General features: G+C 70.9%; 19 protein-coding genes and 1 pseudogene. 9 read left to right on the forward strand and 11 right to left on the reverse strand.

Annotated elements, in window-relative coordinates:
• Nucleotides 1-34 precede the first annotated feature (34 nt).
• The gene (locus ACIBG6_RS02010; protein WP_399220528.1) at nucleotides 35-877 is read left to right on the forward strand and encodes a hypothetical protein; all 843 of its coding nucleotides are present in this window, start codon (nucleotides 35-37) and stop codon (nucleotides 875-877) included.
• An 8-nt stretch (nucleotides 878-885) separates the two neighbouring features.
• On the opposite strand, the gene ACIBG6_RS02015 is transcribed toward ACIBG6_RS02010, so the two are convergent.
• On the reverse strand, nucleotides 886-1,407 hold the full coding sequence (locus tag ACIBG6_RS02015; protein WP_399220529.1) for an AAA family ATPase: 522 nt from the start codon (nucleotides 1,405-1,407) through the stop codon (nucleotides 886-888).
• A gap of 81 nt (nucleotides 1,408-1,488) precedes the next feature.
• On the opposite strand from ACIBG6_RS02015, the gene ACIBG6_RS02020 reads away from it, so the two are divergent.
• Nucleotides 1,489-2,010, forward strand: a complete 522-nt coding sequence (locus ACIBG6_RS02020; protein ID WP_399220530.1) for a hypothetical protein — start codon at nucleotides 1,489-1,491, stop codon at nucleotides 2,008-2,010.
• A gap of 300 nt (nucleotides 2,011-2,310) precedes the next feature.
• Here ACIBG6_RS02020 and katG read toward each other — a convergent pair whose 3' ends face one another.
• Complete coding sequence (gene katG, locus ACIBG6_RS02025; RefSeq protein ID WP_399220532.1) at nucleotides 2,311-4,500, reverse strand: catalase/peroxidase HPI; 2,190 nt, start codon at nucleotides 4,498-4,500, stop codon at nucleotides 2,311-2,313.
• Nucleotides 4,501-4,701: 201 nt separating this feature from the next.
• Here katG and ACIBG6_RS02030 point away from each other — a divergent pair, with 201 nt between their 5' ends.
• Together ACIBG6_RS02030 and ACIBG6_RS02035 are read left to right on the forward strand one after the other, a co-directional pair.
• On the forward strand, nucleotides 4,702-5,127 hold the full coding sequence (locus ACIBG6_RS02030) for a Fur family transcriptional regulator (protein ID WP_399220533.1): 426 nt from the start codon (nucleotides 4,702-4,704) through the stop codon (nucleotides 5,125-5,127).
• Between the two features lie 47 nt (nucleotides 5,128-5,174).
• Nucleotides 5,175-5,360: a CsbD family protein gene (locus tag ACIBG6_RS02035; protein WP_317593359.1), complete on the forward strand. Its 186-nt coding sequence runs from the start codon at nucleotides 5,175-5,177 to the stop codon at nucleotides 5,358-5,360.
• Between the two features lie 76 nt (nucleotides 5,361-5,436).
• On the opposite strand, the gene ACIBG6_RS02040 is transcribed toward ACIBG6_RS02035, so the two are convergent.
• Nucleotides 5,437-5,859 (reverse strand): MarR family winged helix-turn-helix transcriptional regulator, encoded by a 423-nt coding sequence (locus ACIBG6_RS02040; protein WP_399220534.1) that lies wholly within the window; start codon nucleotides 5,857-5,859, stop codon nucleotides 5,437-5,439.
• A 163-nt stretch (nucleotides 5,860-6,022) separates the two neighbouring features.
• On the opposite strand from ACIBG6_RS02040, the gene eno reads away from it, so the two are divergent.
• Together eno and ACIBG6_RS02050 are read left to right on the forward strand one after the other, a co-directional pair.
• Nucleotides 6,023-7,330, forward strand: coding sequence for a phosphopyruvate hydratase (eno, locus tag ACIBG6_RS02045; RefSeq protein ID WP_399220535.1), 1,308 nt, complete (start codon nucleotides 6,023-6,025; stop codon nucleotides 7,328-7,330).
• Nucleotides 7,331-8,193: 863 nt separating this feature from the next.
• On the forward strand, nucleotides 8,194-8,613 hold the full coding sequence (locus tag ACIBG6_RS02050) for a molybdopterin-binding protein (RefSeq protein ID WP_399220536.1): 420 nt from the start codon (nucleotides 8,194-8,196) through the stop codon (nucleotides 8,611-8,613).
• Between the two features lie 206 nt (nucleotides 8,614-8,819).
• Here ACIBG6_RS02050 and modA read toward each other — a convergent pair whose 3' ends face one another.
• From modA to ACIBG6_RS02070, 4 genes and pseudogenes are all read right to left on the reverse strand, one after another.
• A complete protein-coding gene (modA, locus tag ACIBG6_RS02055; RefSeq protein WP_399220537.1) occupies nucleotides 8,820-9,638 on the reverse strand; it encodes a molybdate ABC transporter substrate-binding protein in 819 nt (272 codons plus the stop codon).
• Nucleotides 9,639-9,744: 106 nt separating this feature from the next.
• Nucleotides 9,745-9,831: pseudogene (locus tag ACIBG6_RS02060) on the reverse strand (MerR family transcriptional regulator); the annotation flags it as partial.
• A 127-nt stretch (nucleotides 9,832-9,958) separates the two neighbouring features.
• Nucleotides 9,959-12,739, reverse strand: a complete 2,781-nt coding sequence (locus ACIBG6_RS02065) for a molybdopterin-dependent oxidoreductase (protein WP_399220538.1) — start codon at nucleotides 12,737-12,739, stop codon at nucleotides 9,959-9,961.
• Nucleotides 12,736-13,572 carry an FAD binding domain-containing protein gene (locus ACIBG6_RS02070; RefSeq protein ID WP_399220539.1) on the reverse strand — a complete coding sequence of 279 codons (837 nt, stop codon included), beginning with the start codon at nucleotides 13,570-13,572 and terminating at the stop codon, nucleotides 12,736-12,738. Before ACIBG6_RS02070 ends, ACIBG6_RS02065 begins: the two co-directional genes overlap by 4 nt.
• Before the next feature lie 238 nt (nucleotides 13,573-13,810).
• On the opposite strand from ACIBG6_RS02070, the gene ACIBG6_RS02075 reads away from it, so the two are divergent.
• Nucleotides 13,811-15,421 (forward strand): PucR family transcriptional regulator, encoded by a 1,611-nt coding sequence (locus tag ACIBG6_RS02075; protein WP_399220540.1) that lies wholly within the window; start codon nucleotides 13,811-13,813, stop codon nucleotides 15,419-15,421.
• A gap of 34 nt (nucleotides 15,422-15,455) precedes the next feature.
• Here the strand turns inward: ACIBG6_RS02075 and ACIBG6_RS02080 are convergent, their stop codons facing one another.
• The gene (locus tag ACIBG6_RS02080; RefSeq protein ID WP_399220541.1) at nucleotides 15,456-15,854 is read right to left on the reverse strand and encodes a molybdopterin-binding protein; all 399 of its coding nucleotides are present in this window, start codon (nucleotides 15,852-15,854) and stop codon (nucleotides 15,456-15,458) included.
• A 142-nt stretch (nucleotides 15,855-15,996) separates the two neighbouring features.
• On the opposite strand from ACIBG6_RS02080, the gene ACIBG6_RS02085 reads away from it, so the two are divergent.
• Nucleotides 15,997-16,353, forward strand: a complete 357-nt coding sequence (locus tag ACIBG6_RS02085; RefSeq protein WP_399220542.1) for a hypothetical protein — start codon at nucleotides 15,997-15,999, stop codon at nucleotides 16,351-16,353.
• Here ACIBG6_RS02085 and ACIBG6_RS02090 read toward each other — a convergent pair.
• Nucleotides 16,304-16,945, reverse strand: a complete 642-nt coding sequence (locus ACIBG6_RS02090) for a glycosyl hydrolase family 95 catalytic domain-containing protein (RefSeq protein ID WP_399220543.1) — start codon at nucleotides 16,943-16,945, stop codon at nucleotides 16,304-16,306. The genes ACIBG6_RS02085 and ACIBG6_RS02090 overlap by 50 nt on opposite strands.
• Nucleotides 16,876-17,952 (reverse strand): glycoside hydrolase N-terminal domain-containing protein, encoded by a 1,077-nt coding sequence (locus ACIBG6_RS02095; protein WP_399220544.1) that lies wholly within the window; start codon nucleotides 17,950-17,952, stop codon nucleotides 16,876-16,878. Before ACIBG6_RS02095 ends, ACIBG6_RS02090 begins: the two co-directional genes overlap by 70 nt.
• Nucleotides 17,953-18,376: 424 nt before the next feature.
• Here ACIBG6_RS02095 and ACIBG6_RS02100 point away from each other — a divergent pair, with 424 nt between their 5' ends.
• Nucleotides 18,377-20,128, forward strand: coding sequence for a beta-galactosidase family protein (locus ACIBG6_RS02100; protein ID WP_399220545.1), 1,752 nt, complete (start codon nucleotides 18,377-18,379; stop codon nucleotides 20,126-20,128).
• 104 nt (nucleotides 20,129-20,232) lie between these two features.
• Here ACIBG6_RS02100 and ACIBG6_RS02105 read toward each other — a convergent pair whose 3' ends face one another.
• Nucleotides 20,233-22,665, reverse strand: a complete 2,433-nt coding sequence (locus ACIBG6_RS02105) for an RICIN domain-containing protein (protein ID WP_399220546.1) — start codon at nucleotides 22,663-22,665, stop codon at nucleotides 20,233-20,235.
• Nucleotides 22,666-22,801: the final 136 nt, after the last annotated feature.

The following is a 22,801-nucleotide window of genomic DNA, read 5'->3' on the forward strand; positions in this document are numbered from 1 at the left end:
CGCGGGGCAGCGGAGCCGGAACTAGGCTCGTGCCGTGGAACCGCCTGAGCATCGCGCCGAAGGCGCGGGACCCTTCACCACCCGGCTCACCTGGCACCGCCCCGAAGGGGAGACGGTGGTGTGGGAGTCGCGGCTCGCGCGTAAGCGGGGGACGCTGTCCGTCCGCGGCCCCGGGAGCGCGGTACCCACGTCCTCGACTGCCGATGCCGGGGCCCTCGACCGTCTTCGGCGGCTCAACTCCGTCGCCTCGGGCGCGTTCTTCCTCGGCGGTCTGCTCTTCGCCCTCGGTGCCGGGGTCGCCCAGTTCGGCTCGGGCGACCCGGTCGAGAGCGCCTCGATCTACTTGGTGGGCGGGATCTTCTTCAGCGTCGGGGGTTACACCTCGCTCCTGCAGGTGCTGAACGCGCCTCGCCACTCCCCAGGGGGCGGCCCACTGGCTGCGGTCGACTGGCGGTGGTGGGGATACGAGCCGATGCGTCTCGACTGGCTCAGCACGTTCGTGCTGTTCGCCGGGACGCTCGTGTTCGGAGTCAACCTGCTGGATTCCTTCCTGCAGGGGCTCACCGTCCAGCAGACCAACCGGCTGATCTGGACACCGGACGTGATCGGGTGCGTGCTGTTCCTGGTGTCGGGGCATCTCGCGTTCGTCGAGATCTGCCATCGCTCCCGGCCCTGCGTCCGCTCGCGCAGCCTCGGCTGGTGGGTGGTCGCGGTGAATCAGTTCGGGTCGGTGCTCTTCATGGTCGCCGCGCTGGCCGCCTTCACCCGGCCCACCACCCAGAGCCTGGTCGACACCGGCATCGCCAACTGGGGGACGTTGTGCGGTGCGCTGTGCTTCTCCCTGGGTGGTGTCCTCCAGGCCTTCGAACGTCCCTAGGACCCGCCTCACCCGTCGAGCGCCCCCGCGATCCGCAGTGCGGCCTGTGCGGGCGTCAGGTGCGTGGTGTCGACGACCTCGGCCTCTCCGTGCAGCCAGGTGCGGGCCGCCTCGGCGTAGGGCTCGAGGTACTTGAGGCGGAAGGCGGAGGGGCCCATGACAGCGTCGCCCTCGATGCGCCCGCGGAGGGTCTCCTGGTCGGCGTGGAGGACGAAGTGCCTGACGGGGATGGCGTGTTGGGCGAGGCCCGTGCTGATCTCGCGCCAGTACTCCTCGACAAGGACCGTCATGGGCATCACCAGGGTGCCGCCGGTGTAGTCGAGTACGCGGCGGGCGGTCTCGACGACCAGCGGCCGCCACGGCGGCCAGTGCTGGAAGTTGTCCGTCTCGGGCAGCCCCGGAGTGATGTTCATGAGCGTCTCGCCGACCTTCTCGGCGTCGAACACCCGTGAATCCGGGACCAACTCCTGGAGGAGTGCGCTGGTCGTCGTCTTGCCTGCCCCGTGGGTGCCGTTCAGCCATACGATCACGGACTCCACGCTAGTCGCTCCGCGGGGTCGTGGCTGGTGCTCCTCTTCCCCTGCCTGCCAAGGGTGTTGGAGGATCCACGCATGAACCCGCATGCGACCGAACCGACCGCCGACGCGGCGGCCACGTACCTCACAGGGCTCCACGGACGGCTCACGGCCGACGGCTGCACGGTGACCCTGCCGCAATGGAACGACCGCCCGGTGGTGACCGGTTGCCGCGCCGACCGCAAGGTCCGCTGGTTCGGGACGAAGGCCGAGCTGTTCGTCTTCGCGACCGCCGTCCCCGAGATCGATGCGGCCACCCTGGGCGAGTTCACCGCCTGGGCCATGCGCTACGCCAAGAGCCTGCGCGGCGGCATACCCGGCGCCCGCAACGCGGCCCTGGTGCTCCCCGCCCTGGTGAGCACGCGCGTCCGGCCCGAGGCGGTCCAGTGGGCGGCCCAGGACGCCCGGATCCTCGACACGACGCTGATCAGCCGCCCCCTCACGGTCGAGACCGCCCCGGACGCCGCCGTACGGACCACGATGTACCGGGGCCGGGTCGTCTGGGGCGGCATGTTCACGGGCCACGTACTGGAGAAGGCCGCCCTGTACTTCCCGTGATCCCCGGGGCCCCGTTCAGTGCGGTGGCGGAACCGGTTCCAGGGCGTTGCCGAAGAAGCAGCCACCCTCTTCGGGCATCCGCTGGATCCGGGCCGGCACCCACACCTCGGTGGCGCCGGGCACCACGCGGGCAGGAAGGCAGTCCTGCGGGTCGAAGCCGTTGCCCTTGACCGACGTCGACGCCGTCTCCCCGTCGTGCGTCGAGGTACCCGTCAGCCCCGGTGCGGGCCCAGGGGCCGGAGCGGATCACGACGATGTCCCGGTCCGCCGACGGACGGCGGACCGGGACATCGGGCGGACTCAGGCGAGGTCGAACCGGTCGAGGTTCATCACCTTGTCCCACGCCGCCACGAAGTCACGGACGAACTTCGCTCCCGCGTCCGCGGACGCGTAGACCTCCGAGACCGCCCGGAGCTGGGAGTTCGAACCGAAGACGAGGTCGACGGCGGTGGCCGTCCACCTGGCCTCGCCGGTGGCGCGGTCCCGGCCCTCGTACACGTTCTCCTCCGACGTCGACGGCTTCCACTCCGTGCGCATGTCGAGCAGGTTGACGAAGAAGTCGTTGGTCAGCGTCTCCGGCCGTTGGGTGAGGACGCCGTGCGGGGACCGCCCGAAGCCCGTGTTCAGCGCCCGCATGCCGCCGGTCAGGACCGTCATCTCGGGAGCGGTCAGGGTCAGCAGGTTGGCGCGGTCCAGCAGGAGCGTCTCCGGCGACAGCTTCTCTCCGGCCCGGAGGTAGTTGCGGAAGGCGTCCGCCCTGGGTTCGAGCACGGCGAACGACTCCACGTCCGTCTGCTCCTGCGAGGCGTCCGTGCGCCCCGGCGCGAACGGGACCGTGATGTCGTGCCCGGCGTTCCTCGCGGCCTGCTCGACGGCCGCGCAGCCGCCCAGGACGATCAGGTCGGCCAGCGAGACCTTCGCTCCGCCGGGGTGCGAGCCGTCGAAGTCCTGTCGGATCCGTTCGAGGCCGCGCACCGTCTCGGCCACCTCGGGCAGGTCGTTGACCTCCCACTCCTTCTGCGGGGAGAGGCGGATCCGTGCCCCGTTCGCCCCGCCCCGCTTGTCCGTGCCGCGGAAACTGGCCGCCGACGCCCAAGCGGTGGTGACCAGCTGGGAGACGGACAGTCCCGAGGCGAGGATGCTGCGCTTGAGGGTGGCGACGTCCTCGTCCCCGACGAGCGGGTGATCGACCTCGGGGACGGGGTCCTGCCACAGCTGCGGCGCCGGGATCCACGGGCCGAGGTAGCGCGAGAGGGGGCCCATGTCGCGGTGCAACAGCTTGTACCACGCCTTGCCGAACGCGTCCGCGAGCTTCTGCGGGTCCTCGTGGAAGCTCTTCGAGATCGGCGCGTAGACCGGATCCAGCTTCAGGGAGAGGTCCGTCGTCAGCATCATGGGCGCGTGCCGCTTCGACGGATCATGAGCGTCGGGCACCGTGTCCTGCGCCGAGGGATCCGTCGGAGTCCACTGCTGCGCACCGGCCGGGCTCGTCGTCAGTTCCCACTCGTACCGGAACAGGTTGTCCAGGTAGCCGTTGTCCCACGTCGTCGGCGCGGAGGTCCATGCGCCCTCCAGGCCGCTGGTGAGCGCGTCGACGCCGCTGCCGGTGCCGTACGTGTTCCGCCACCCGAGACCCTGCTGTTCGACGGGACAGGCCTCGGGTTCCGGGCCGATGTACTCGGGATCGACCGCGCCGTGGCACTTTCCGAACGTGTGGCCGCCGACGATGAGAGCGACCGTCTCCTCGTCGTTCATGGCCATACGCGCGAACGTCTCGCGAATGTCCTTGGCGGCCGCGATCGGATCGGGGGTGCCGTTGGGCCCTTCGGGATTGACGTAGATCAGGCCCATCTGCACGGCACCGAAAGGACCGGTAAGGTCCCGGTCGCCGCTGTAGCGTTCGTCTCCGAGCCAGGTGTCCTCGGGACCCCAGAAGATCTCCTCGGGTTCCCAGATGTCCTCTCGGCCGAAGCCGAATCCGAACGTCTTGAATCCCATCGATTCCATGGCGCAGTTACCGGCGAAGACCAGGAGATCGGCCCACGAGATCTTCCGCCCGTATTTCTGCTTGACCGGCCAGAGCAGGCGACGTGCCTTGTCGAGACTGGCATTGTCCGGCCAGCTGTTGAGGGGGGCGAAGCGCTGTGCGCCGGAGCCGCCACCGCCTCGGCCGTCGGCGATGCGGTACGTCCCGGCGGCATGCCAGCTCATCCGGATGAAGAGCGGCCCGTAGTGTCCGTAGTCGGCCGGCCACCAGTCCTGCGACGTCGTCATCACCTCGATGACGTCGCGCTTCAGCGCGTCGACGTCGAGGGTCGCGAACTCCTCCGCGTAGTCGAAATCCGCGTCCATCGGATCGGATTGGGACGAGTGCTGGTGAAGAACCTGGAGGTCCAGTTGATCGGGCCACCAGTCCCGATTCGTCTTCGGCCGGGTCGGCGTGGGCGTGGGGGCGGGGATTACCGGGTTCTCGCTTTCGCTGCCGGACACGTCCGTCCTTCTTCCTGTCTCGGTGTTCTCGTCTGCCGTCTGCTTGCTCTGAACGCTGTACGACCGCGTCAGCGTCCGTATGGTCGCGCACCATGGACCGCACCGGCAGGGGAACACGCAGAGGTCCCCGCATAACGCGGTCAAATTCCCAGCGACGGTGGATTTTCTGATCATCGTGATAGGGCGGCGGGATTGTGAGCAGTGTTCCTCGTGCTTCTCTGTCGACGCCTATCGGTAAACTCCTGTCACCCCATCGAGCCCGACGGCGAGCACGTCCACCTCACCGCCGACGAGGTGCAGGCCCGCGCCGCACAGCGACTGCCCGAGATCTCCCGGGCGGCCGTCTACAACATCCTGGGCGAACTGGTCCTGCTCGGTGAGGTGCGGGAAGTCGCGGCCCAGGGCCGCGCGAAACGCTACGACCCCAACGCGCACCGCCCGCACGAGCACCTGGTGTGCTCGGGCTGCGGCACCGTCCGCGACGTCCATCCGACCGGCGATCCCCTGGGCTGCCTCCCGGAGGCGGAGCGCTTCGGCTTCACGGTGTACGAGGTCGAGCTCACCTACCGCGGGCTGTGCCCCCAGTGCCACGGCGTGCTGTCGACGGGCGGGATTCCCGGCGCGTGACTAGCGTGACCTGTGGGATCGATCCGCAGGAAAGGGGTGACCCCGTCATGGCTGGCAAGGGCATGGAGAAGGCGAAGGGCAAGCTGAAGGAAGCCGCCGGAAAGGTGACGGGCAACAAGCGCCTGGAGGCGGAAGGCAAGACGGACCAGATGAAGGGCAAGGTGCGGGAAGCGGTCGAGGCGGTCCGCGAGCGCGCCAAGGGCATCCGCGACTCCCTGGACCGCGACAAGTAGAGCGGGCGAGCAGGTCAGGCGTCGGTGCCGGCCGCCCCTGCCTCCGCATTAGGAGGCGGGGGCGGTGTCCGTGGGCCTAGCGGGTGGCGAGTCGCTCCAGGAGGGCGGCGCTGCGGGCCAGCAACTCGCGCTCCTCGTCCGTGAGTTCGGCCTCGATCGCCTGGGCGAGCCAGCCGGCCCTGCGGCCGCGTTCCGCTTCGAGTGCGGTCCTGCCCGCGTCCGACAGCTCGACCAGGGACTTGCGGCCGTCCGTGGGGTGCGCCCGGCGCGTGATCAGGTTCTGGTCCATGAGCAGGCCCACCGACCGGGCCATCGACTGGGGGCGTACGCGCTGATCGGCGGCGAGGTCGCTGGTGGTCATCGCGCCGTTGCGGTCGAGTGCGCCGAGCACGGCGGCCTGGCCCAGCGGGATGCGGTCCTCGTGCTTGACGCGTCGGGTGAGCTTGCCCATCGCGGTGCGCAGTTCAGCGGCGATGGCGGCGGCTTCCGAGGTGGGCATAGGGCACTTTACCCCGCTGGTCGGTATTGCCGTGCCGCTGACCTGCACAGCAATGCTGTACAGCAAAACTGAGCAGCATTGCTGTAGGGTTTGGGCTTGCCGGGCTCAGCGTCAGCGTCGTCGCAGCCGGGGCCACGGCACACGACAACGGGGAGGAACTCCCATGTCCGCAGAGGCAGTCGACACCATCGAAGCCGTCATCCAGTCCGTCACCGCCCGCCGGATCATCGACAGCCGGGGTAACCCCACGGTCGAGGTCGACGTCGTCCTGGCCGACGGATCCCTGGGGCGCGCGGCGGTCCCCTCCGGCGCCTCCACCGGCGCCCGCGAGGCCGTGGAGCTCCGCGACGGAGACTCCGGGCGCTGGCACGGCAAGGGCGTCGACCGTGCGGTGGCCCACGTCAATGGGGAGATCGCGGCGTCCGTGCGCGGCCGGGACGCGGCGGACCAGGCGGGTCTCGACGCCGCGCTGGTCGCCCTCGACGGCACCGCCACGAAGTCCCGGCTCGGCGCCAACGCGATCCTCGGTGTCTCCCTCGCCGCCGCCAAGGCCGCCGCGGCGGCCCACCGCCGGCCCCTCTATCGCCACCTCGGCGGCGCCGACGCCCACCTCCTGCCGCTCCCGATGATGAACATCGTCAACGGCGGCGCCCACGCCGACAATCCGCTGGACTTCCAGGAGTTCATGATCGCGCCCGTGGGCGCGGACACCTTCGCCGAAGCCGTCCGCATGGGCAGCGAGGTCCTCCACACCCTGCGCCGCGATCTGCTGGCCGCGGGGCACTCCACCGGCGTCGGCGACGAGGGCGGCTTCGCGCCCGCGCTGCGTACCGCCGAGGAGGCGCTCGACTTCGTGATGGCCGCCATCGAGCGCACCGGCTACCGCCCCGGCACCGACATCGGCCTGATCATGGACCCGGCGTCCTCCGAGTTCTTCCGCGACGGCGTCTACGACTACGCGGGCGAGGGAGTGCGCCGCACCCCCTCGGAGAATGTCGACTACCTGGTCAAGCTCATCGACTCCTACCCGATCCTCTCCGTCGAGGACCCGATGGCGGAGAGCGACTGGGACGGCTGGCGCGAGCTGACCGCCCGCGTGGGCGACCGGTGCCAGCTCACCGGCGACGACCTGTTCTGCACCAACGAGACGCTGCTGCGCGAAGGCATCGACACCGGTGCCGGCAACTCGATCCTGATCAAGGTCAACCAGATCGGCACCCTGACCGAGGCACTGGCCGCTGTCGCCACGGCCCACCAGGCCGGCTGGACGGCCGTCATGTCGCACCGCTCGGGCGAGACGGAGGACACGACCATCGCCGACCTGGCGGTGGCGACCGGCTGCGGCCAGATCAAGACCGGCTCGCTCTCCCGCTCCGACCGCACGGCGAAGTACAACCAACTGATCCGTATCGAAGAGGAGCTGGGCGCCTCGGCGCGCTTTGCGGGCCTCTCTGCCCTGCGCCGGGCGTGAACAGGGGGCGGGGGTAGAGGCCGCGCGGGCTCCAGGGGGCCGTGCCCTTCAGGGCGTGGCCCCTCGGTGCAGTCGAAGGGGACGGGGACGGCGTCGACGGTGACCGCTCCGCCGAGGGCCGCCGCGATGTCGTCGACGACCGGGTGGCGCCGGGCCTCCGTCTCGCCGTCGGAGAACGGCAGGTCCTCGGTGACGGCGTCGATCGCGCGGGGGAGTCGGTCCGACCGCCGGGCCCGCATCGAGGCGGACGGTTCGACGGCGGTCGGGTCGCTCAGCCCCGCAGTTCGGCGCGTGCCAGGAAGTGGCCTACGGCGCCCTCGTAGTAGGCCCTCGGCCGGTTGTCCCGTCGCGGCGAGAGCCACTCCTCCGCCCCGGGGCCGGTGCCTGCCAGTCAAGCAGCCCTCGCCCCGCCGGAGCGATTGGGCGCGGATACAGAAAACGGCCTCAGTTGTCGGGGCGGCTCTTGTGGATCATCCAAGAGGGCAACACGCCATCATGGGGAGCATGTGCGATCCGAGAAGCTCCTCTGGCCTCGCCGGTGTGCATCGGGGGAGGGGGTGAATTGCCGAAGGGGATGTGCATGTGGTCCGCGGCGCCGATGGTCCGCTCATATGCCCTTCATGGAAATCGACCCGAATGGTTATCAGGTGCTCGATTGTCGAGGGAGTCCCAGGTCAGCGGGCTAGCAGGCCTCAAAGGCAAGGTCCACGAGACCTTCATGGAATGAGCTGGGCGGTGGGGCACAAAAGGCTGGTGAATGCGACGCACGTTGCCGGCGGCGAATTCACCTCCGGTAGCGTCGATCGGGACGCAGGTCACAGAAGTGATGACTGTTCGTTTCGGCTTTGTGAGGCGTGTTCTCCATGACCCTGTCCATTCGTAACCAGCTCTCCGGTACCGTCACGGCCGTCACCACGGGCGAGGCCATGGCGTCCGTGAAGGTGCGCCTGGCCGGCGGCCAGGACATCACCGCCGCCATCACCGCCGACGCCGTCAAGGACCTGGGCCTGGCCGCGGGTTCCGCGGTCAAGGCGCTGGTGAAGTCCACCGAGGTCGCCCTCGCGACCGGTCCCGTCGAGGGCATCTCCATCCGCAACCAGCTCGCCGGATCCGTCACCGAGGTGTCGACCGGCGGCGCCATGGGGTCGGTGAAGGTCTCCGTGGAGGGCGGGGAGCTGACCGCCGCGATCACCAAGGAGGCCGTCGAGGACCTCGGTCTGAACGCCGGTACGTCCGTTGTCGCCCTGATCAAGTCGACCGAGATCTCCCTCGCCTCCGCCTGATCCTTCTGGAAGGCCGCCACATCCCCGGCGCACGGGCGAGGACGCCGAGAGCGGTGAGTGCCGGCCTCCGCCGGGTCACGGATCGGGCCGGCGCTCGCCGAACTGCCCTCCGCGCGCTGGGCGGTGGGGCCTGGTGGGCGGGAGGGCGTCGGCCGAGGGCGCTTCCGTGATCTGGCAGCCCTCACCGTCCGGTCGACCGCGGTCGACTACGGCTTCTGGAAGCCGGCGTCCTGGAGGATCTTCTGGCCCTCGGGCGACGACAGCCAGGCGACGAACGCGGCCGCGGCCTCGGGGTTCTCGGAGTCCTTCAGCGTGGCGGCCGGGTACTTCGCGATGGCGTTCTGCGCGTCGGGGATCTCGACCGCGTCGACCTTGTCGGCCGCGGAGGCGGCGTCGGTCTTGTAGACGAGACCGGCGTCGGCCTCGCCCAGCTCGACCTTGCTGAGCACGGCGCGGACGTTCGGCTCCTGCGAGACCGGCTTCACCGCGATCTTCTGGGCGTCCAGGACCTGCTTGCTGTACTTGCCCGCGGGCACCTCGGGGGCGGCGAGGACGACCTTGAGCTTGGTGTCGCCAAGGTCCGTCAGCTCGTCGACCTTGAAGGGGTTGCCCTCGCCCGTGGCGATGACGAGCCGGTTCTTCGCGATGATCGCCGGGGTGCCGGTGTCGGCCTCGACCTTGTCCATGCTCTTGGTGTCCGCGGTGACCAGGACGTCGGCGGGCGAGCCCTGCGACACCTGGGCGACGAGCTCCTGCGAGCCGGCGAACGAGAAGGTGATCTTCGTGCCCGGGTTGGCCCTCTCGTAGGCGGCACCCGCCGTCTTGAACACGTTGGTGAGGGACGCCGCCGCGAGGACGGTGAGGTTCACCTGGGGCGCGGCGCTCGTGGAGCCGGAGGGCGTGGACCCGGCGGTGTCCTTCTTGGTGTCGTCGTGGTTGCCGCAGGCGGCGAGGGGGACCAGCAGGGCCGCGGTGAGGGCGGCAGCGGCAGCACGACGTCTGGTGGGGGCGAGGGTGAAGGTCATGAGGGTCTGAGCTCCTTGGGGCGAGCGGAGAGTACGGGGGATGGCAGGCCGCGCCGACTGCCGAGATGTTGTGGTGCTGCGGTGCTGCGGTGCTGCGTGAGCGGTATCAGGTGCGATCGATGTGCACGCTGGTCGACTTCACGCGGGCGGTGGCCTGCATGCCGACTCCCAGTCCCGGCGCCTCCACGGCCTGACCCATGGAGGAGAACTGCATGTGCCACACCGTAGGGCGGACTGGATCTCATATGCAACAAAGCTGTGGGACTCTCCATTGCGAATGAGAGAGAGGCTGTAGGAATCGACGAGTGGCGCCGGATCCGTCACCCGACGCTCCGCGCCTTCCGGTCCAGGGCGAGCCAGACGCGGTCGCGGGTGACCGGCAGTTCGGTGAAGCGGATCCCGGTGGCGTCCCGCAGCGCGTTGGCGAAGGCGGGGGCGACGGGGTTGAAGGGGCTCTCGCTCATGGATTTGGCGCCGAGCGGGCCGATCGCGTCGCTGGTCTCCGTGAAGTGGACCTCGGTCCGGGGGACGTCCGCGTACTGCGGCAGCCGGTAGCGGCGGAACGCGGCCGTCGTGACCTCGCCGCGCTCGTCGATCCGGACCGTCTCGAAGAGGGTCGCGCCGAGGGCCTGGGCGACTCCGCCCTCGACCTGGCCGCGGCACTGCATCGGGTTCATGACCTTGCCCGCGTCGGCGGAGTGGACACTGCGCAGGATGCGGATCTCGCCGGTGCCGGGGTCGACGGCGATCCGGAACCACTGGGCGTTGAAGGCGACCGAGCGAGGCGAGCCGCCCCAGTGTCCGTCGGCCGCGAGCTCCTCCGCCGCACCGAGGGCGTGCCCCGCCTCGTACAGCTCCTTGAGGGTGACGAGCCGTCCCGCGCAGTCGACGGCCTCGGCGCCGAGCACGCACAGGTGCCGGGCCGTGCCGGTGTGGCGGGCAGCCAGGGTGCGCAGCCGTTCCGCGAGGGACGTCGCGGCGAGCAGGACGGCCTTGCCGGCGACGACGGTCCCGGCGGAGCCGAAGGCCCCCGTGTCGTGGCGTACGACGTCGGTGTCGGACTGGCGGATGGTGATGCGGTCCTCGGTGGTGTTCAGCGCGCCGGCGGTGATCTGTTTGTGGACGGTGGTGGTGCCGTTGCCGAACTCGGCGGTGCCGACGGCGATGTCGTACGTGCCGTCGTCGAGGAGCGAGACGCGGGCGTCGGCGTAGTGGCCGCCGGGCGGTCCGGTGGCGATCATGGCCATGCCGGTCCCCTGTCCGACGAGCCAGCCTTCGGGAGCGTCCGCCGCGCTGCGATCCTCCGCGATGGCCCGGCGGACGACCTCCAGGCACTGGTCGAGGCCGTACGAGGCGATGTGCAGGTCCTCCTCCTCGCCGATCGGGCTGTGCATGGCCTCGCCCGGGCCGATGATGTTCCTCTCGCGGAAGGCCAGGGGGTCCATGCCGAGACGGCGGGCCAGTTCGTCCATGACGGACTCGACGGCGAAGGTGACCTGGCCGAGGCCGTACCCCCGGAAGGCGCCGGCCGGGACGACGTTGGTGTACACGGAGTACGCGTCGACCTTCTTGTGCGGGGCGCGGTAGACGGCGAACGACTCGCCCACGCTGTGGAACATGACGGCCGGACCGTGATTCCCGTACGCCCCCGTATTGGACACGACCCGCATCTGGACGGCGGTGAGGGTTCCGTCGGCGCGTGCGCCTGCCTTGATCCCGATGGTGAACGGGTGCCGGGTGGTCGCTCCGTAGAACTGCTCGGCCCGTGTGTACTCCAGCTTCACCGGGCGGCGCAGCTTCAGCGCGGCGAGGGTCACGATGTCCTCGGTGAGCATCTCCTGCTTGCCGCCGAACCCGCCGCCCACCCGGCCGGCGACCACCCGCACCTCGTCCTCCGGCAGCTCGTACAGGGCACACAGGGCCCGCCGGGTCAGGAACGGCGTCTGGGTGGAGGAGCGGACGGTGAGGCGTTCGCCCGTGCCGTCCTCCTTGGGCTCGAAGTACGCCACACAGCCGTGGGTTTCGAGGCTGGCGTGCTGCACGCGCTGGGTGCGGAACGTCTCCTCGTACACGACGTCCGCCTCGGCGAAACCCGTCTCGATGTCACCGATCTCGCCGTGCACCTCGCCCGCCACGTTGTCGTCGACGCGCGCGATGCGGACCTCCGGGCCCTTGCCGGCGTGGATGACCGGTGCGCCCGGCCGCATCGCCTCCTCCGGGTCGGTGACGTACGGGAGTTGCTCGTACACCACCTCGACCCGCCGACAGCCCGCCTCGGCCGCCTGCTCGCTGTCGGCGACCACGGCGGCGACCCGCTGCCCGACGAAGCGGACGACGTCGTCCAGGACCCGGGTGTCGTCGGGGTCCTCGGTGGGGTGCTCGTGGCGTGCGCTGGAGTACAGCGTCCCGGGGGCGTCCTCATGGGTGAGGACGGCGTGCACACCCGGCACGCGCAGGGCGGTGGACGTGTCGATGGAGACGATCCGGGCGTGCGGGTGCGGCGAGCGCAGCAGCTTCATGTGGAGCAGGCCCGGGACCTCGACGTCGAAGGTGTAGCGGGCCCTGCCGGTGACGACGTCGGGACCGGCCGGGGCGCCGACGTTCCTGCCGACGGCCTTCCCCGCGCAGGGGCGCTCGGTGTGCTTCACACCCCGTACGGCGTCCTCGATCGCGCGGTAGCCGGTGCAGCGGCAGATGTTGCCCTTGAAGGCACGGGGCAGGTCGTCCAGCTTGCCGTCGTCGTGCGCGGTGCCCCGCTCGGCTTCGAGAGCGGCCGTCGTCATCAGGAACCCGGCCGTGCACATGCCGCACTGGTAGCCCTGTGCGTCGAGGAACTTCCGCTGTACGGGGTGCAGTTCGCCGTCAGGTGAGGCGAGGCCCTCGACGGTGGTGACGGCGCGGTCCTCGGCCCGCACGGCCGGATACAGACAGCTGTGGACCGGTTCGCCGTCGACGTGGACGGTGCAGGCGCCGCAGTCGCCCGCGTCGCACCCCTTCTTCACTCCGAACCAGCCACGCTCGCGCAGGTAGGTGCGCAGGCACTGGCCGGCGCGCGGCTCGTCCTCGAAACCACGGTCGTTGACACGGATGCGGAAGCTCATCGGGCGCCCTTCTCGAAGCTGAGGGTCAGTTCGCGGCGGACCTCTTCGGCGAGGCGGAAGCCCATGTGCCGCCGCCACTCGGGCAGTCCGTGGATGTCGTCGAACCAGTCCTCCTCGCTGACACTCGCCTCGACACCCCGTCGCAGCTGGTCAGGGTCGGGCGGCAGCGGGAACCAGAACCGGAACGGGCGTACGGTCGCGGCGCTGATCGTCACGGCCAGCGAGCCGTCCGCCGGATCGAGCGTCCCGATGACCAGCGCACCCGAGCGGCCGAGCCCGTACAGCGAGGCCTGCCGGAAGGCCGTACGGCACTCCAGTGCGCGACCGGGGAGCGTGACGGAGCGCAGCAGCTCGCCCTCCGCGAGGTCCTTGCGACCCGCGCCGGTGATGAAGTCGACCACCTTCACGTCCCGCAACGAGCCGTCCTGCGCCTGGAGGAGACAGCTGCCGTCGAGCGCGGCGGTCAGCGAGATCATCGGCCCCGCGGGCAAGCCGTTGCACAGGTTCCCGCCGAGGGTCGCCATGTTCCAGATCTTGAACGAGGCGAGGAATGCCCGGCAGCACTGCTCGAAGAGCGGCGCCGCCGGGGCATCGAGGGAACGTCTCCCGAAGCGCGACAGCTGGGCGATCGTGCAGGTCGCCGCGATCTCCAGCGAGCCGTCCGCGTGCCGGGTGAGCGGTTCCCATCCGGTCCCGCTCAGGTCGATCAGCCGGCGCAGGTGCGGCTGCGGCTCGGAGAACAGATACGTGCCTCCGCCCAGCCACGCGTCACCCGGCCGCCACGGCGCGCGGAGCCGGGCGTCCCTCACCTCCGTGACCGTGTTCAGATCCATCCCACGCCCCCATGTCCCTACGTCTTCCGACCGATGCCTTCAGGCCAGTGAAGCCCGGCGGAGGCGGGCGGCACGACTGGTCGCGACGCCGGAGAACCACCACCCCGGGACACTGCGGACTGGAGGATCAACCAGGACCTGCTTTCTGCCTGTGCCCGTGCATCTACGATGTCCCGACTCGCATTCGCCTCGTGAATGTGGGATGCGGGCTCGTCCCGTGAACGCGCTAGGAGCCCGCATGCACGTCGACCATCTCCTCCGACTCGACCGTCTCGACCTCTCGCTCGTCTGGGGCGACGAGGCGTTGCTCGGCCAGGAGATCCGCGGCGTGACGGCGACCGACCTGGAGGCTCCGGCGCGGTTTCTCCAGCCGGGGGAGGTCGTGCTGAGCGGACTCGTGTGGTGGAGCCCGGACGGCGGCTCGGACAAGGCCGACAGCTTCGTCTCCGCGTTGCGCGGTGCCGGGGCGGTGGCGCTCCTCGCCGGCGAGGAAACGCACGGCGCGGTGCCCGGCGAGCTGGCGGACGCCTGTCGGAGGCATCGGATCGCGCTGATCGCCGTACCGGCGCACACGAGCTTCCGGGCGATCACCGAAGCCGTGTACCTCCGGCAGTGGGGCGAGCTCAGCCGCCGTCCCGACGACCACTTCGCGCTGCCGGAGAACGTCCGCCTGGACCTCGACCGCGCCCTGGAAGCCGACGCGACGGCAGGCGAGTTGCTCGACAGGGCCTTCGGCCATCTCGGCACGCCTGCCTGCCACCTGCTGACCGGCAGCGGCCGGACGGTCGCCCGCACCACCGGCTCGACGGAGCTGGCCGCACCCCGGGCCGCGGAACTCCTGCGCGGTGCGCACGGCACGACGGTGCGGGTCGAGGCGGACGACACGGTCTTCGACGCCTGGCACCTCCATCTGCCCGAGCCGGGACGGGTGCCTCCGCGGGTCCTTCAGGAGATAGCCGAGCTCCTCGGCCGCCACCGGCGGCGTCAGGACCGTCACCGGGCGGCGCGCATCACGGCGGCCGCGGAGCTCATGGACGCCGTGGGGGCCCCGCGCGTCGATCCCCACCGATTGCACGGCGCACTGGCGTCCTGCGGTCTGGGTGAGGGAGCGGCGTACACCGTGGTCGTCGCGGACATGGGGCCGCACGGCGAGGCGGGCGCGGATGCCGTCGCCGCGCTCACGGAGGCGCTGCATCACCTGCCGTCCGTCTCCTTCGCCGTGGCCGGGGGCGCCGACGGCGTCGGAGGTGAGGCCATGGCGGTCGTGGCGCGGGAGGGAGCCGGGGGCGGAGCCGGGGTCGGGACCGGGACAGGGGTCGGAGCCGGGACCGAGGGCGGAGCCGCGATCGGGGGCGGTTTCGACGTCAGGAAGCGTCTGGGTGACGTATGGCCGTTGGTCCACGCCTGCCGCCCGGTCTCCACGCCGCGTGCCGGTGTGAGCGAGCCCGTCACATCCCCGTCGGGGTTGAACCGCGCGCTCTCCCAGGCGCGTTACGCGCTGTCGGCGGCCCGCACCGTGGCACCGTCGGTGGCGCGAGTCGCCGGCCTCGGCGACCTCGTCGGGCTTGAGATGTTGATGGCCGGCATCCCTGCCGACGTACGGGCCGTCTACCGGGAGACGGTCCTGGGTCCGCTGCTGGGCTCCGGGCGGGCTTCCCGCGCCATGCTCCTGGAGACGCTGGAGGTCTTCCTGGCGAAGGACTGCTCCTGGGCGAGGACCGCCGAGGCCCTGCACGTCCATGTGAACACGGTCCACTACCGCGTCGAGCGCATCGAGGCGCTCACCGGCCGGGACCTGTCCCGCCTCGACCACAAGACGGACCTGCGCGCGGCGCTGCTCTGCCGCTGACGGTCACGCCCCGGGGCGGGGTGGGGCGGGGTGGTCAGGGCACGTCGATGTGGACGCTCGTCGACTTCACCCGGGCGGTCACCGTGACGCCGACGTCGAGGCCCAGCTCTTCGACGGCCTCGCGCGTCACGAGGGACACCAGCCGATGCGGACCGGACTGGACCTCCACCTGCGCGGCCACGTCGTCGACGCGTACGGCTGTCACGATCCCCACGAACGAGTTCCGGACGGACGTCGGCACGTCGTCCTCCGGAACGGCGTGCAGTCCCGCACCCCGCTCCTTCGCGAAGCGTGCCAGGGCCGCACCCTCGATGACCCGTTTACCGGCCCCGTCGCGCTCCATGCCCAGCTTGCCGCCGTCCGCCCACCGGCGAACGGTCTCCGAACTCACTCCGAGCAGCCGAGCTGCCTGCCCAATGCTGTACGACGACACCCCCGCACTCTAGGTCATGCACACACGCGTTCGCGTTGCCGCGCGGCTCGGAAACCGCCTGGCTGCCGGCCTTGTGGTCCCGGTATCGTCCGGACTTCCGACCCTCCGTACCAGCGGTCCACGTTCAGAGAGAGCGACGCGCATGACCACCAGCCGGCGAGCAACGACGACCCTGTGGCGTCCGACCGGACCCAAGGAGCTGGACCTGGTGCGCGAGCTGAAGTGGCGCGCCTGGCCGCCACGGCTGCCCGAGCAGCCGATCTTCTACCCGGTCCTCGACGAGGACTACGCGATCAGGATCGCGCGGGACTGGAACGTGAAGCACGACGGCGCCGGTTTCGTCACCCGCTTCGAGGTCGATTCGGAGTTCCTGAGCCGGTATCCCGTCCAGCAGGCGGGCGGGCGGACGATTCTCGAGCTGTGGGTTCCGGCCGAGGAGCTGGACGACTTCAACGCCCACATGGTCGGCGAGATCCAGGTCGTCCACGAGTTCCGCTGAGGCCGAGTTTCCGGTAACTGCGCGGCGACCGGGTCAGAGGCCGACGATCGCCCAGTCCTGGCCGGCCGAACCGTCGGCCGGCGTCTGGACGATTCTGCTCCAGGAGCGGGTACAGCATCCAGTCGGCGCCGCCGGTCCAGCACTGGCCCGGGAAGTCGCCGCCGTTGAAGTGGAGCATGTGGCCGTACTCGCCGTCGGTACGGGAGGGGGCGAGGAGGCCTCGCGCTCCGTAGAGGTTGGTGGCGTTCCTGCGCCAGTCGTCGAGCTGTCCCAGGACGAGGTCGAAGTACCCCTGCATGGCGTCGCCGTGACTCAGGATGGTGCCACCGGCCACCTGAAGGTTGATGTTGGCGTCGGTGGTGAAGTCGTCGGCCCAGGCGCCGTTCCAGCTGCCGGCCCAGAGTCCGGTGAGGCGTGGGGGCAGGACGCCGCTGGAGCAGACGAAGAGGTACCGTCCCGAGTCGTACATCCGCTCCAGGAGCGCGAGGTCGACGACCGACCGGTCGTCGTTCTGCCGCGCGGTCAACTCGGACGTGGAGAGTTGCCGGTCGGTGGCGGAGACACCGAGATCCAGGCTCGAACCGTCGAACATGGCCTGGTGCAGCGGCGCGTGCCGCCCGAGCAGCGTGGCGTAGTCGGCGGGAGCGCGGCCAGGGCGGCCTGCAAGGGCTTGGCGTTCCAGTCACCCGCGTTCTCGTACCGGCCCAGCTTGGTCAGCAGCAGGACCTTGGTCGCTCGGGAGACGACCAGCGTCGTCCCCCCGGCCGACGACACCGCCGCCTTGGTGCCGGTGACCACGACCCGGGTGACGCCCTCGTAGCCGTACGCCCCCTGGCCGGAGGGGTACGTGGCGCGGACGTGGAGCTGGCCCGTGCCGTTCGCGGCCGTCGCGACCGTGGAGAACCCGACGTCGGAGGGTACGCCTTCGAGCGCGGTGTCGACCGTGATCGTCGTGTCGACGGTCCGGACGCCGGCGGGGAGCAGCTCGTGGACGACGACCTTGTCGGCGCGGGAGACGAAGGCCCGTCGCTTCCAGACGCCGGCACTGTCGGTCCAGCTGTGGGCGACCTCGCCGGTACGGAAGTCGGTCGTCCTGGCGTAGCCGTCGGCGGTGGTCGCGCCGGGCGTGCTCAGCACCAGTTCGTACCCGGGGTGGAAGGTCTGGGTCCAGCGCAGGGACCAGCCTTCCGCGAAGGTCCCCGCGGCGCCCCAGTAGTCGCCGGCCAGAGCCCTGTCCCGCACCGACTCCAGACGGTCGGCGAGCACGGGCGGGAGCACGTCGCGGGTGCCGTTCGGCAGGACGAAGCGGTGGTGGTCGAGAACGATCCTCTCCAGCTGCGGCGTTCCGTGGAACACCGCACCGTACTCGCCGTTGCCGCCGACGAAGCCGTCGGTCCACGCCGACGCCGGAGCGGTGTCGTGGATGCCCCACTGCGGGAGCGCGACCTGGGACGGGACGGCGGCCTCGGCCCTCGTCGGGAGGAGGCCGCCGGGGAGCACGACCGCGCCTGCCGCGGTGAGCGCGGCGGCGGCCAGGAAGCCCCTGCGGTCGAGGGAGGTATCGCGGGAGACGTCGTGGGAGGCGTCGCGGGAGGGCATTGCATGGCTCCTTCATCAGGAGGAGAGGGGGGAGGGGGAAGACGGCTTGCCGGGGTGGCTGGTGGGCGGCGGCGAGTCACGCGGCGTCCCCTCCGGCGTTGCTCGTGCGCAATGTGAACGTAAACATTCAGCCCCGGGTCAGTGCAGCACGCGCCGCGACAGCGCGTCAATATCAGTGCGGATCCCTTGAGGCTCGGGGGAATTCCCTGTCGGTCCGCTTCCGCGATGCGTGCCGGCGCCTCGTGGGCGGGGGTCGGGCGAGGGCTGGGTGAGGACCGGGCGGGGACTGGGTGGGGACTGGGTGGGTGTTGAGCGGGGGGTGATGGAGGCTTGCCAGGTATGGCGTGTTTACGCAAACATAGCCGCATCAGGATCTTCCCGTTCCGCGACAGCGCACCTCACCCCAGCACAGGAGCATCCGTCCATGCCTCTTCTCCAGATCGACGAGGGCGGCTTCACCCTCGATGGCGAACCGTTTCGGCTCCTGTCCGGCGGTCTCCACTACTTCCGCGTGCACCCCGACCAGTGGGCGGACCGACTCCGCAAGGCCCGGCTCATGGGGCTCAACACCGTCGAGACGTACGTTCCCTGGAACCTCCACCAGCCGCGGCCCGACCGCTTCACGCTGGACGGCGGCCTCGACCTGCCCCGGTTCCTCGACCTCGCCGCCGCCGAGGGCCTGTACGTCCTCCTCCGCCCCGGCCCGTACATCTGCGCCGAATGGGAGGGCGGCGGCATCCCTTCCTGGCTGCTCGCCGAGCCGGACATACGTCTGCGCTCCCGCGACCCCCGGTTCCTCGCCGCGGTCGACGACTACTTCGACCGCCTCCTCACCCCGCTCCGGCCCTACCTGGCCTCCCAGGGCGGCCCCGTCCTCGCCGTCCAGGTCGAGAACGAGTACGGGGCCTATGGCGACGACACCGCCTACCTGGAGCACCTCGCCGGAACCCTGCGCCGCTGTGGCGTCGACGTCCCCCTCTTCACCTGCGACCAGCCCGCCGACCTGGAGCGCGGCGCCCTGCCCGGCGTCCTCGCCACGGCGAACTTCGGCAGCCGTTCCGCTGAGCACCTGGCCGACCTCCGCGCCCGGCGCCCCGAAGGTCCCCTGATGACCACGGAGTTCTGGATCGGCTGGTTCGACCGCTGGGGCGCGCACCACGTGGTCCGCGACCCCGGCCAGGCGGCCCGCGAGCTCGACGAACTCCTCGCCACCGGCGCGTCGGTGAACTTCTACATGTTCCACGGCGGCACCAACTTCGGCTTCACCAACGGCGCCAACGACAAGCACACCTACCGGCCCACCGTCACCTCCTACGACTACGACGCACCCCTCGACGAAGCCGGCGACCCGACGCCGAAGTACGCCGCCTTCCGCGACGTGATCGCCAAGTACGCCACCGTGCCGGACGCCCCCGTCCCGCCGCCCGGCCCCAAGCTCGCCCCGCTGAGCGTGCCCCTGACCGAGACCGCCGGCCTGCTGGCCCACGCCGCGGCCCTCGGGAACGCCGTCGAGGCGCGCCGGCCCCTCACCATGGAGGAGCTGGAGCAGGACTTCGGCTTCGTCCTGTACGAGACGATCCTGCCGCTCACGGGCCCGGCCCTCCTGGAGGTCGAGCACGTCCGCGACCGGGCCCAGGTGTTCGTCGACGGCCGCCCCGTGGGCGTCCTGGAGCGGGAGAACCACGAGCACGCCCTCGCCTTCACGGTGCCCAGGGCCGGCAGCACGCTCACCGTCCTCGTCGAGAACCAGGGCCGGGTGAACTACGGCCAGGGCATCCACGACCGCAAGGGCCTCCTCGGGAAGGTCCTGCTGGACGGCACGGAGCTCGCGGGCTGGACGAGCCGCCCGCTCCCGCTCACCGACCCGCAGGACGTCCCCTTCGCGCCTGCCGCCGCGACGGTCGTCGGACCGGCCTTCCACCGCGGCACCTTCGAGGTGACCGACCCCGCCGACGCCTTCCTGCACCTCGACGGCTGGACCAAGGGAAACGCCTGGGTCAACGGCTTCGCACTCGGCCGCTACTGGTCCCGCGGCCCGCAGCGCTCCTTGTACGTGCCGGCGCCGGTGCTCCGCTCCGGTACGAACGAGGTCGTCGTCCTGGAGCTCCACGCGGCGCACCGGGCCCGTACGGTCCACTTCCGCGACGCGGCCGACCTCGGGCCCACCGAGGAGTAGCCACGGAGGGCGGCGCGAGAAGAGCCGGGCTCCGACCTTTCGGTGGGAGCCCGGCTCGTGCGTCGGTGGCCCGGCTCCTCCGTCCGAGCCCGGCTCCTCGCGTGTCAGCTCAGCTGCTGTGCGGCGGTGCCGTCGCAGGTCCGCTGTTCCACGACCGTGCCGTCCGCCGTGGAGGCGCCGCTCACCGCCAGGCACTTGGCGCTGTGCCGGGCCGTCAGGGTGAGGTGTCCGTCGCCGGTGCTCCGGACCGCCCACTCCTGGTTGCGGCCTCCGTTGCAGGCGTACTGGAAGACGTCGGCGCCGTCGGCCGTGGACAGACCGCTCACGTCGAGACACTTGCCGCTGTGCCGGGCGACGACGTTCACGTATCCGCCGCCGGTGGAGCGGAGCGACCACTGCTGGTTGGGCCCGGCGTTGCAGCCGTACTGGACGACGGACGCGCCGTCCTCCGAGCCGGCACCGCTGACGTCGAGGCACTTGGCGCTGTGCCGGAAGGACAGCGTCCGCCAGACGTCCGGTGCGGCGCCCGGGAAGGTCCAGGACTGGTTGGCGCCGGTCGTCGGCTGGTGGATTCCGACGGGTGCCCCGTCGGCGGTCGAGGCGCCCGTGACGTCCAGGAGCTTGCCGCCGGCCGCGTTGATCAGGGTGCTGTGGCCGTCGCCCGTGGTCGAGCGGATCCACTGCTGCGCGGTGGACGATCCGGGCGACGCGAAGGTCAGCGCGCCGTCGGAGACGGAGAGCGCCTTGCCGGTCTTGGCGTTGGTGATCCGAAAGGCGGCGGTGCTTCCCCAGTCGGCGGCGGACAGCCTGGTGAAGGTCCACTGCTGCGCGCTGTCCGCCGGGGCCGAGGTGCGTTGGACGACGGTGCTCTTGCCGCCCACGGTGGCCACGGCGAGCGCCTTGCCGCTGTTGTCGTTGAGCAGCAGGCGCGGTGTGCCGGTGGGCGCGGTGGTCGTCGCCGGGTTCACGCCGGTGACGGTGGGCAGGACGAACGTGGTGACGGAGCCGGGGCCGACGGTGGCCTTGAGCGTCCGGCCGCTCACGGCCGCGTCGCCGTCACGCTGGAGGTTCTTCGTCGCGTCGGTCGTCCACCGCTCGACGGGTCCTGCCGCGGCCGTCTGGAAGCCGTCGAGGTTGAGCGTGACTTCACGCTCTTCGCCGGTCGGGTTGGTGTGGACGACGACCACGCCGTTCCCGCCCGGCCGCACCGCCGCCAGTGTGTGCGGGTCGTCGGTGTCGACGATGCGCGCGCCGGGGCGGACGAAGCGGCTGTAGTTCGCCATCGCCCAGTACTTCTTGTTCTTGCGCAGGGGCTCGGTCGCGGCGTCGTCTGGGGTGAAGTCGGTCTGGATCAGGCCCCAGTTGGAGTTCTCGCGGCCCGGCGTCATGTTCTCGTAGTCTTCGACGGCCTGCCAGAGCACCCAGGCGCTCGGCTCCAGCTCACGTATGTCGTCGTTGATGCGCTGGGCGAGGTCGAGCGCGGGGCTCATGGAGGTGAAGCTCTGGGGGACGCTGCCGCCGAGATCGACCTCGGACATCCAGAGGGGCGTGGTCTCGCCCTTGGCGATGTCCCGGACGCCGGTGCGGCCGTTCGTCCCGTACGTGTGCGTGTTGAGCCGGCCCACCGCGTCCCGGACGGCGGGGGCGTACGCCTCCCAGTCGGAGCGGAACTTCCCCGGGTTCGTCTCGTCCATCCCGGCGATCGGCGTCGTCACGCCCTTCGCGTCGAGCGCGGCGCGCATGGTCGTGATCATGCGTGCCTGGGAGGCCAGGTCCCAGTGCGAGCCCTCCTGGCGGCCGCCCGCGTGCCAGTAGTCCGTGTCCGGTTCGTTGATCGGCGAGAGGGAGTCGAAGGTGACGCCCGTGGCGGACTGGGCCCGCTGGAGCGCGCCGGTGAGATAGGCGGCGAACCGGTCGTACTGGTCGGAGCGGAGGTTGTCCTGCCAGCCGTTGACCGCGCCCGAGACCAGGCCGCTGTTGGTCATGAAGTACGGCGCCGAGTTGGAGAAGGCCTCGAAGGTGGTGGCTCCGCGCGCCTTGGCGGCGGTGAGCCACCAGCGCTGGTTGGCGTCGGCACCGGGGTTCCAGTGGTCGGCGCGGTTCGGGTCCCACCAGTCGGGGGCCTCCGCGCCGGGCCGGTTCCAGTAGCCGGGTACGGCCGCGCCGGCCCGCATGTAGGGCGCGGTCTCGGGGCTGTCGCCGCCGCCGATGTTGTAGCGGGCGATCGTGAATCCCAGGCCGTCGGCGCCGTAGAGGGCGTCCGCGAGCGCGTCGCGCTGGGCATCCGGCCATCCGCCGGTGACGTTGGCGAACCAGGCGAGCGCGGTGCCCCACCCCTGGAAGGCCGGGTGCTGGTAGCCGGGGTCGAGCCGTACGGTCAGGGCCGCGGGGGTCTCCGCGGCGTTCGCCGGCATCGAGCCGGGCCCCACCGCGCTGAAGGCCGTGGCGACGAGGGCCGTGGCGGCGCCGAGGGCGGCCAGGCGCGTGGTGGGCCGAGGGCGGCGGAGTGACGCCGTTCGGTGGCGGGTGGGGAACACGACCTGCTCCTTCGAGAGGGGGAGAGGGGGGGGAGAAGGGGGAGATGAGGGGCGGTGACGCGGGGCGGCCGGGGACGGTGGCCGCCCCGCGTCGGTCTCACGGCGTACGCGCTGGTCTCATGGCGTACGCGTCGGT

It is taken from the genome of Streptomyces sp. NPDC050842 (assembly GCF_044456565.1).
Classification (GTDB): Bacteria; Actinomycetota; Actinomycetes; order Streptomycetales; family Streptomycetaceae; genus Streptomyces.